This window comes from Candidatus Equadaptatus faecalis, assembly GCA_018065065.1.
In the GTDB taxonomy this organism is placed as follows: domain Bacteria; phylum Synergistota; class Synergistia; order Synergistales; family Synergistaceae; genus Equadaptatus; species Equadaptatus faecalis.
This window is the reverse complement of record JAGHTZ010000058.1, coordinates 1-7,849: the sequence shown is the minus strand read 5'-3', so window position 1 is coordinate 7,849 and position 7,849 is coordinate 1. Positions and strand designations below refer to the sequence as shown.

The 7,849-nt window shown below is 46.5% G+C and carries 8 protein-coding genes; 2 read left to right on the top strand and 6 right to left on the bottom strand.

Annotated elements, in window-relative coordinates; translation table 11 throughout:
* The first annotated feature begins 230 nt into the window (after positions 1-230).
* On the top strand, positions 231-1,481 hold the full coding sequence (locus KBS54_04765) for an O-antigen ligase family protein (GenBank protein MBQ0055440.1): 1,251 nt from the start codon (positions 231-233) through the stop codon (positions 1,479-1,481).
* 121 nt (positions 1,482-1,602) lie between these two features.
* Here the strand turns inward: KBS54_04765 and KBS54_04760 are convergent, their stop codons facing one another.
* The 4 genes from KBS54_04760 to KBS54_04745 all read right to left on the bottom strand — a co-directional run bounded on the left by KBS54_04760 (position 1,603) and on the right by KBS54_04745 (position 3,541).
* Complete coding sequence (locus tag KBS54_04760) at positions 1,603-1,764, bottom strand: hypothetical protein (protein MBQ0055439.1); 162 nt, start codon at positions 1,762-1,764, stop codon at positions 1,603-1,605.
* A 5-nt stretch (positions 1,765-1,769) separates the two neighbouring features.
* Entirely contained in the window at positions 1,770-2,516 is a 747-nt protein-coding gene (locus KBS54_04755) for a sigma-70 family RNA polymerase sigma factor (GenBank protein MBQ0055438.1), read from the bottom strand.
* A 301-nt stretch (positions 2,517-2,817) separates the two neighbouring features.
* On the bottom strand, positions 2,818-3,054 hold the full coding sequence (locus KBS54_04750; protein MBQ0055437.1) for a DUF2922 domain-containing protein: 237 nt from the start codon (positions 3,052-3,054) through the stop codon (positions 2,818-2,820).
* A 286-nt stretch (positions 3,055-3,340) separates the two neighbouring features.
* Positions 3,341-3,541, bottom strand: coding sequence for a hypothetical protein (locus KBS54_04745; protein ID MBQ0055436.1), 201 nt, complete (start codon positions 3,539-3,541; stop codon positions 3,341-3,343).
* A 1,396-nt stretch (positions 3,542-4,937) separates the two neighbouring features.
* Between KBS54_04745 and KBS54_04740 the strand changes: the two genes are divergently transcribed.
* Positions 4,938-5,321, top strand: a complete 384-nt coding sequence (locus KBS54_04740) for a hypothetical protein (protein MBQ0055435.1) — start codon at positions 4,938-4,940, stop codon at positions 5,319-5,321.
* A 54-nt stretch (positions 5,322-5,375) separates the two neighbouring features.
* On the opposite strand, the gene KBS54_04735 is transcribed toward KBS54_04740, so the two are convergent.
* Both KBS54_04735 and KBS54_04730 read right to left on the bottom strand, forming a co-directional pair.
* Positions 5,376-6,833: an APC family permease gene (locus tag KBS54_04735; GenBank protein MBQ0055434.1), complete on the bottom strand. Its 1,458-nt coding sequence runs from the start codon at positions 6,831-6,833 to the stop codon at positions 5,376-5,378.
* A gap of 100 nt (positions 6,834-6,933) precedes the next feature.
* Positions 6,934-7,849: winged helix-turn-helix transcriptional regulator (locus tag KBS54_04730; GenBank protein MBQ0055433.1), on the bottom strand; the 916-nt coding region annotated here is incomplete at its 5' end.

Genomic DNA, 7,849 nt, shown 5'->3' with positions numbered 1-7,849 from the left:
GCGAACAATACGGGAAATCCAAGTACTTATAAGCCGCCCTCGGTGGCGAACAATATTTACATGTTGATTATATCTAAAATCACTTCATTGTCAATCTTGCTTTCACAACACCTGCTCACACTTGAAAAATCACGCTCTGTGTACAACGCTGAAATTTCGTACAGCATAGCGCAAGTCTCAAACGGCAAACAGTGCTATAATATTCGCAGATTGAAATTGGGGGCAGCAGTATGTTTGAGAGACTTTTCGGGGATAAATTCAGCCGTTTCAGGCTCGGACAGATAATTTTCGCGGCGGCGGTAAGCTTCGGACTGTTCGCCGGCGACATTATTCGCATTGTTTTGGGTGTTCTGGCTCTTTTCTGCCTGACAAAAGAGAATTTTAAATTCAACTGGACGCGCGGGCAAAAAATCACCGGCTGTATTCTGGCGCTTTTCTGCGCATGGATGATTGTCATTCCAGTCATTTTCGGCGAAAACCCGCTGCCCGTACGCCTGCGCGACGCCGTCCGCCCTGTTGAGCTGACGCTTTGGATTTGCGCGACGCTGCTTTTTGCCAAGGACGACTTTTTTGTCCGCAACCTCAAAAATTTTTCAATCACGGCGTGCTTTCTTTATTCCCTGATCGCGCTTGCATACTGCTTTAAAATAAAGTTTAATTACAATCTCGGCAATGGTTATATAGACTGGCCAATAATTCACAGTCCGTACATATTCGGTTGTTTAATGTCAGGATTTTCCGTTTGGTACATACACATACTTCTAACAGTAAAGAATTTGTTTATGCGTCTTTTCTGTTTTGCAATGCTATTGACAACTTTAATATTCACGATGCTCGCAGGAGTTACGACTTACAGGCTTGCTTTTGCGGCAGAGATTGCCGCCCTTTTCATAATTTTGCTAATTTCAGACAGAAAAAAATTCGTCAAAATATTTGCGCTTTTTGCCGCGGCGCTGTTGCTCTCCGCTTTTGGAGTTTTTGTTGCTGCACGTTACAGTCCGTCATTACAGACTATGCTTAACAGAGAGTTTAACCAGTTGCGCAACGAAACCGGCAAAAGCTTTGACATTGAACACGTGTCAAACCATAGGTACCATATTTGGATAGATGCGATAACAGCAATAAAACAAAAGCCTTTGTTTGGCTACGGACGCGAGGTTTTTAAGAACCATTGCTCAACACAGCACGGACACGCGCATAATACTTTTCTTCAAGCGGCTTTTGAGGCAGGAATACCTGCGGCTTTATTACTGTACACAATTTGGATTGTGATATCCGCATTCGCAGTATCACAAATTTACAAAACACGCGCTCTGTTGTGTATTCCTTTTACAAGTGTCATAATCACAGCGGGTTTACTTGCTTCAAGTTTAGTTGAAAATGAATATCTCACAGACCGCACCTCTTTAGTTTTCTACTGGTCAATATTTATAACCCTGCTCAACACCGCCGGCAGTAAAAATTCACTATACAGGCAGTAATTCTTTTCTACGAAAATTTTGCTGCAAAAGATGCCCCGCAAAAGCGGGGCATCTGCTGTCCAAGAACTTTTTAACAGCCATCGGCGGCGAACAACATTTACAGGCTCACTCACCGTTTATTCTAAAACCTTGCGCACTCTCTTGCCGTTTTGTTGACGTACTCTTCAATAAGTTCCCCGAGAACGTCCTTTGCCGTGGCGCCTCTGAAGCCGAGCGCCCTGCGGAACGCCCTGTGCAGCTCCTTTGGTATATGAGTGTCAACGTGAACAAATTTAACCGTCACCGGCATTACCTCCCTCTTCTTTCTGCCTGATAAGCAGCAATAAAATTCTTCTTTTTCTTCCCTGTCTTTGCCGCGTATTCCGCTCTGAGCGGCTCAAGCCTCCGTCTTGCGGCACCAATCCGTCTGCTCACCGTCTGCTGTGAAACGCCGAGCAGCTCTGCGGCCTCTTGCTGTGAAATATCCGGACAGTCAAAATACAGTTTTGCCGTTTCAAGCTCGCCGCCGTCAAGATACCGCTCCATATCGCCGCATATCCGCTGCGTCATCAGCACTCCGTCTGCAATTTCTTCCCCGTCAACGATTTCGCCGTCGCATTTTTCTTCAAACGGCAGGAAGGAACCGCATACGTCCCTCTCCTTTTTTCCTGCCCGCGAAACACCGGATCTCACTCTGCTTGCAATGTGATAGGCGATGTCGGGATCGTCAACGCTCCAGCGGTCGATTACCTCAAGAATCAGAATCGCTGCGTCAATAAACAGGTCTTCAAAATTCACCCCGCCGTAGGCGTACGTTTTCGCCGTTTTAATACACAGCGGCCTGAACCTGACAACAAGCTCCTCACGCTTTTCCCCGTCGGACATAAGGGCAAATTCCCCGTCCGAAACAGGCTTTCTGCCGTAAAAATCAATATCGTGCCTCTGTTCTTCAAAATCGGGAACGTCCCGTCCGCCGCAATCCTCATCGGAAAACGCTGCGTCTTCCTCAAAATTGTCCGCCGTTTCGATAACGTCAAAAATCTTTTTCTTCTTCAAAACAATCCTCTTTCTGCGCAGAAACGCTGCGCCGTCTCAACCGCAGGCCTTCCGCCATACGGGAATGATATACACTCGCTTCGCCCGTAAAACCTTACCAAAGGGGTAATTACCAAGAAAACCAATTACACAAAGAACCAATTACTAAAAGGGACAATTACCAAAAAACCCAATTACTAAAAGGGGCAATTACCAAGAAATGCAATTACTTTTGACATTGTTTTTTCTTGTCATTGTTCTTTCTTGTCATTGTTTTTTGTCGTAATTGCTTCTTATAGTCATTGCCCTTTCTATCCTACGTCTACATTTCCACGTCCGTCGTGACGGTTTCAACAACCTCCGCGCCGTTTGCGGAGGCTATGCCTCCGGTTATCGGCTGCTGTGACACAACTTCGTCCATCGCCGTTTTTACAAGCTGTGCGCCCGAACCTTCTTTGAGTCCGTCCTTGACGTAGTTCAGGATTATGTTGTGTTCCGTTCCATCATTCTTGAGAAATTTCATTTTGAGCTTTCTCGTAGTCGTTATTGCGTTTTTCATAAGTTCTCACCTCTCTTTCGTTCACTTCGTTCACTCGAGCTGTAAGCGTTAAGCTTGAAGCGTTAAGCGTTAGAACCTTTTTATTAGTCTTTCTGCGGACGGCGACAGCCGTAGCGAGAATCCAGCCTGTGCCCAGTATGGGTATGTCTTTGCCCCGCAGGGGCTTATTTCTAACGGGCTTCGCCCGTAACGTCACTGGATCCTGCGCAAGCCCTTTGGGCTTCGCAGGAAGACGGGAATTTGGTTCTTCGTTCGTCGCTCCTGATAGAAGATGAGCGCGTAAGCGCTAATCTTCTATCAGATCCACGCTGTTGCGTTTGACGGCACTCGGCTCGCTGACAAACAGCGGTTTGAAGCTGCCCGCAACTGTGCTGAGCGTGTTTGCCGTCGCAGTCGGCGAAATCTTACTTACAGATACCGTTTTCTTGGCATCGTCAACTGTAAGCGAAAATTTCATCGACATGCTCTCGTTTTCAAACTGTGCCATTTCGTTTCACCTCACTTTCGTTCACTTCGTTCACTCGAGCTGTAAGCTATAGGCTATATGCCGCAAAACCTTTAAGGCTTTTAGCTTTTTGTTTTTTGCTTATAGCTTATAGCTTGCAGCTTATAGCGTACAGTTTTCTCTTCCCCCTTACACTTACATAAATACAATCGGGGGCGTAAATTCACTCATCAAAAAAGCCGGCAATTGCAATGCTTCGCGAATACAGGATTTTGCAAACCATTGCAAACAGCGATTTTGCCGTATCCTAAAATATTTTTTCCGGCGCGTTTTTAAAATCCTTCCTTAAAATAAAAAAAGAGTACAACAAACACAGCCGGAACAAATCCGGAATGTTCAGTTGTACTCTGCTTTCGCACTTAGTCGAAGTTTGGTGCTGCCACCGCCCGATTTTACGTGATCACGCAAAGCCGCCTTCAGGACATCTGCCGTTTCGTTCCCGAAAAATGCTTTGCGCAACTGCCGCCTCTGAGGGCGCCGGTGGTGCTTAGAGTTTCGCGTCCGGTATATTTGCGGCTGGGGTGCCTTCGCCGGGCGCATGTATATAATAGCAGGAAAAAACCCACCGTCAATATGCCACAAAGCCTTGCAAACAGCGGCTTAAAATCGCAAAGCCTTGCAGCATCGGCGTCTGCGGAGGCGGTAAAATTTTCCGTTTTTTGTATTTATTATAGTAGAGGGGTGAGAAGGAGAAGGGGATAAATACGCTATAGGCTATACGCTGCAGGCTATAAGCACATGACCGTAGGGAATACCGAGCGTAAGCAAGAGTATAAGCTGCAAGCTAAATGCGAGGTGCTAAGTGCTAAATGCTAAGTGCTAAGTGCCAGGTGCTAGGTGCTAAGTGCGCCCTTAAAGGTTCTGACGCTTATAGCTTCAAGCTTAACGCTTATAACTGACATCGGCGCACAGCGCCAAATCCGGCGAAATCTTTCTGAAACGGCTGTAAGACCTGCCGAGGTCTGATCTGCGGCCGTTTCTCGGCAGACAGATTTCGTTAAATCATCTCTCACGCATTACGTGGTGCGGATTCCTATCGGGTTGCGGCAAACCGGCTACCGGCAAGGTAATGAAGTGGAGACCTTCGGTAACGGGCGTCGGGTGACGTCCGGGCTCCAAATCAAAAACGCCGTTCACTGTCACAACAGGGATTTGCCTGCCGCGGCAGGCGTATTAAAATCGCGGGATTACGCGATGAGAAACAAATATGAAACAAAAAACGTGCTTGGCGTTAAATGCTCAGCGCTTAGTTCCGGGTGCGCACTTGAAGCTTTTTCCAAGCGTCAGTGTTCGGCTAAGCGAAGTATGAGCGTTCGGCTAAAGCCGCGTATGCGGCTGTACGGCTAAGTGCGCATGTGAATTATAAGGAGGAAAAACAATGTTGAGGAAAAAAGACGCCATGCTCAAAAAGAAAGGCAGACTGCGTCCAAAAAAAATTGAAAACAGCAAAGGAAAAACTGTAAGAAAAAATCTTAAAACGCACAAAACGCTGCGTTTTCAGGTTGCAGGACGGCAAAGGCTGAAATACTGCCGAAGCCTGCCTCTCGGACTTGAAATGAAACAGCTCTTCGGCAGGGACATAAACAGGATTATCCCGTCCGAAATGAAAGAAAAAGGCTTTGTTCCGATAATCTCAATCTACAGGGACAACGACAACAACAATATTGTCCTTCACTGCTCGCTTGTCGAACATCAGGACGACATCGTCACGGACGAAAACGGCAACGCCCGCTTCGTCCGCAACACAGATTTTCAAAAATAACAGCCGGTTCTACACAAACCGGCTGTTGCTTTATCATACGGACAAAATTACAAATTACCGTATATCAGTAATATTCTTTTCCCTTTTTACATAAAACCACGCGCCAAGTGCAATCCATATCAGCAGCATAATATAGCTTTCTTTCCCGAAATGGACTCCTTTAAGTCCGCGAATAGGTATCAGCTGCAAAATTACAAATATCGCGGAAAAGACTATTCCAAGCAAGGCTGCCGCTTTGAGCAGCACAGTGCCGTCTTTGTCGCGTTTCAGTGTTACAAGCGTTGAGGCGCTGCTGAAGAAAAAGCCGATTGAGGCACCTATCGCCGACATGTCAACAAACCAGCCAAGCGCTTCCCTGCCAAGCACAGGCCCGCTCAGGGAAATCAGTGTACAGAAAATTATCGCGTTTCTCGGCACCCCGTATTTGGGGTCAATTTTCGCAAAGGTTTCCGGAATATAGCCGTCGCGTGCCATCGAGAACATAAGGCGTGACGAGGCAAGATAAAAGCCCATTATTCCCGAAAGCACAGCGCAGGATACCGCAACGCCTATAAGAACCTTGCCGAAGCTGCCGAGCAGTTCTTCTCCTGCTATCAGCAGTACCCATTCTCCTGCCATAACTCTTTCCGGCCAGTTCTGAAGCACAGCCGCCGCTACGGTGTTGTTAGCCGTGTACACAAAGCAGCCAAAGGCTATTGCTATTATCATTATGAAAATAACTTTTTTAAACGGGAAATTGAATTCCTCCGCTGCCTGCGGAATAGTTTCAAATCCGACGTATGCCCACGGCGCTATTGCAAAGGTAGCAAGTATAGCGGAAAGTATGCCTCTCGTTCCTGTGTGCGCAAATTCGTTTATATTTGCCATCGTTGCGTTTGCGGACATCGCCGCCGCTTTGTCAAAGCCCCAGATCGGCACCATGTTGATTCCTTTTGCTTTGCTGCTGACAAGCGCGGCAATGACTAGGAAAAAAACAGAAACAGCAAGCAGTGAGGAAAGAATACTCTGTATGAAACCGGCTTTTTTTACTCCGAGTACGTTCATGTAGCCGAAGAATATGAGTATCGCCATAGCAAAAAGCATTTCGCCCATATAGACACTGAAACCTGCTATGGTGTAATGAAAGCCGAATTTGAGTATGTCGGCGCTTCCGTCAAGCCCGTCAACGATAAGCCCTATTGCCGTTGAGTTCATGGGAACGTTTGTAAGATACGCCGCTACGAGGAACCAGCCGCAGACATAGGCTGCAAGTTTGCCGAAGCACATTTTGGCAAACGTATATTCGCCTCCGGCTTTCGGATATTTGGGTACCATGTAGGCATAACTGAAAGAGAGTATAACCATAACAAGAGCGCCCAAAATCATGGCTATTGCCGTTCCGGCAACACCTGAGTTTGGAAGGAATTTTTTGCCCGGGTTAATAAACGAGCCCCAGCCTATTATGCAGCCAAAAGCTATTGCCCATACGTGCATCGGGCTTAAGTGTTTTCTTAATTCAGCATTTTTCTCCATACGTATTCACTTCTTTTCCTTAAAGATACTGTTTCACAGCCGTTTGGTTCTTTTGGTTCATATTTCGCGCGTGCCCTTTGGGGTATATCCTATGCTTTTTTTATATGTCATACGTTTTATCTACCGCTTTTAGCTCCCTGAACGTGTCTATTTCCTGAATATCTGATGCCTTACATTCTCTGAGTTCTACCTGATATTCTTTTTTGAATACACGCATCGGGACAAATTCCCACGCAAGTTCTTTGCCACCCGGCTGTTCAAATGCTTCTTTGACGTGACCGGCAAGTTTCTTTCCGTCCGCTTCGTCCCAGTAGGATATGCCTACCATTTGATAACAGTCTGTTCCTCCCATTTTTTCTTCCGTGATAATTCCGTTTTTGACGTCAAAGCACCAGTCGTCCGAACGGTCAACTTTGAATCCCAGGAAGTTTGAGCAGTAGTTGTATTTCTTTATGATTTCAGGGTTGTGTACAAGAAGGTCTGATTCCGATACGTAGGCGTTGCTGAGCAGATAGCGTGCCACAAGTACTGAGGATATGTAGTTTGCTTCGTTGTATATCGGGTTTTCAAGGAATTTTACCATAGGGTATTTGTAAAGCAGCTGGTCAAACTGCTCGGCAAGGTATCCGCGCACTATGTATATTTCCTCTATTCCGGCTTTGAGCGCCGCGTCTATAAGGCGGTCAAGCAGACGAATGCCGTGAACGCGTACAAGCGGTTTCGGCGTGTTAAACGTAATGGGCACCAGTCTTTCGCCAAAGCCGGCCGCAACAAAGATTATTCTTTTTGCGCGGTACGGTTCAAGCTGCGTAAGTCCCTGTGCTGTTATGCCGTTTTCGTTAATCCAGCCTGCTTCCGTCATTTCTTTGACAAGTTTGTTGACCGTGCCTAATGAAAAGCCCGTTTTTTCTTCCAGCTCACGCTGCGTAAGAGCACGCTTTTCTTTTTCAAGGATTTCAAGGATATCGAACTGTTTTCTTGTAAGACTGCCTGCCATATTGAACACCTTCCGTTCA